This window comes from Chrysiogenia bacterium (assembly GCA_020434085.1).
Lineage (GTDB): Bacteria > JAGRBM01 > JAGRBM01 > JAGRBM01 > JAGRBM01 > JAGRBM01.
Map to the genome: position 1 here is coordinate 1 of JAGRBM010000616.1, position 1,601 is coordinate 1,601.

At 62.2% G+C, this 1,601-nt stretch carries 4 protein-coding genes; all 4 read right to left on the bottom strand.

The window, feature by feature from the left end; translation table 11 throughout:
• A partial coding sequence (locus KDH09_19940) for a monovalent cation/H(+) antiporter subunit G (GenBank protein MCB0221979.1) occupies positions 1-180 on the bottom strand: 180 nt, incomplete at its 3' end.
• 28 nt (positions 181-208) lie between these two features.
• Entirely contained in the window at positions 209-478 is a 270-nt protein-coding gene (locus KDH09_19945) for a hypothetical protein (GenBank protein MCB0221980.1), read from the bottom strand.
• Entirely contained in the window at positions 475-963 is a 489-nt protein-coding gene (locus KDH09_19950; protein MCB0221981.1) for a Na+/H+ antiporter subunit E, read from the bottom strand. The genes KDH09_19945 and KDH09_19950 overlap by 4 nt, the downstream gene beginning before the upstream one ends.
• Positions 963-1,601 (bottom strand): Na+/H+ antiporter subunit D (locus tag KDH09_19955; GenBank protein ID MCB0221982.1); only part of this gene is annotated, 639 nt, incomplete at its 5' end. The genes KDH09_19955 and KDH09_19950, both read right to left, overlap by 1 nt.

A 1,601-nucleotide genomic window follows, 5' to 3' on the forward strand; every position in this document is an offset into this window, starting at 1 on the left:
CTGACCGCTCTGAATGTTTTCCAGGAAGGAGGCGATCCCCAGGAAGAACAGCCCCAGGGTCGCGGCCTTCGTCGGGGAGTGGGTGCGCGTGAAGAAATCCGGCAGGCGAACAAGGCCCACCGCGCTGGAGAAGAAAAACAGCGCACCGATCAGCGCGCTGATGGCGCTGACAAGGCTCATCCACCCCTCGGGCCGGGTGATCTCATGTTCAATCATCGAGCTCGCCCTCCCCCAGGAAGTAGCCGAGGAACACCGGCCCGATGAACGAAAAGTGTGCCAGCACGATGGCCGTGTCCAGGTAGAGCCAGGAATCGTGGGCGCTCGTCTGCAGCAGCAGGTAGCCCACCACCGCCAGGCCGATCGTGTCGATGGCCGAGATGCGGTCGAAGATGCTCGGCCCCCGCACCGCGCGAATCAGCATGAGCGCGGCCGAGACGAAGATGATGATTTCGCTCGCAAGAAAGATCGCGTCGATCATATCTGCTCGATCCTCCTCAGCGGTTTTTCCAGCACGTCGCGAATGCGGTCGACGGTCTCCTGCTCGTCATCGGCGCTGATCACATGGATGATGAGCACCCGGTCGCTGTACTGCGCGCTGCAGGTAATCGTTCCGGGCGTCATGGAGATCATCATTCCCAGGATCGCGCGCAACCGGGGGCTTTCGAGCTCCGAGGGATAGCGGATCCACATGGGGCTGACATCGATCTTCGGGGCGAAGATGATCTTGAGCTGCTGGATGTTGGCGTAGATGATTTCGAAGATGAACCAGAAGCTCACCACGGCGGCGGCCTGGATGTAACGAAGCGTCTTGCCGAAGCCCGTTCCCTCGCCACGCACAAAGCCGACGCACCCAAGCAGAACCAGACCAAGGAAAGCACCGAAGAGAAAGTTCCCCAGATCGACGCTGCGCTGCAGCCCCAGCCAGGCGGCCGCGGTGATGAGCACATAGAGCACGTTGAGCATCAGTGGGCGGCCTCCTTCTTCATCGCTTCGGGAACCGGCACGGGATAACCCTGCACCGAAAGGACGCGCGCGGCATAGGCCTTCGTGTCGAGAAGCTGGCGGGCCGCGTCCTCTGCAAAACCGTAGACCTTGCCCGCGTTGATCGCCAGAAGCAGCGAGGCCGCCACCAGCACGCCCATGGGCCACATGCGGGCCACCGAGTAATCGGGCGCGGCGGCGGGCTCGCCCTCGGCCTTCTTTTCCTGGAAGGACAGACGCCAGATCTTGAGCATGCTGGCCAGCGTGTAAAACGAGGCGACCACCAGCACGCCCAGCGAGAACCAGTCCGAGGAAGTGTAGGTCGCCTTGAACAGGCCGATTTTCGCAAAGAATCCCGAGAAGGGCGGCAACCCGGCGAGCGAGAAGGCCGCGGTCACAAAAACGAACTTGAGCGCCCAACCCTTCGAGCGCAGGAAGTCCATCTCGCGCAGATCGCGTGTGCCGTTGCGGCGCTCGAGTTCGTCGCCGACAAAGTAGAGCGTCGCCTTCACCAGGATGTGGTGCGAGAGATAGAAGATTGCCCCGGCCAGCCCCGTCACCGTGAGCAGGCCGAGTCCCAGGATCATGTATCCCACCTGCGAGACGATGTGGAAGCCCAG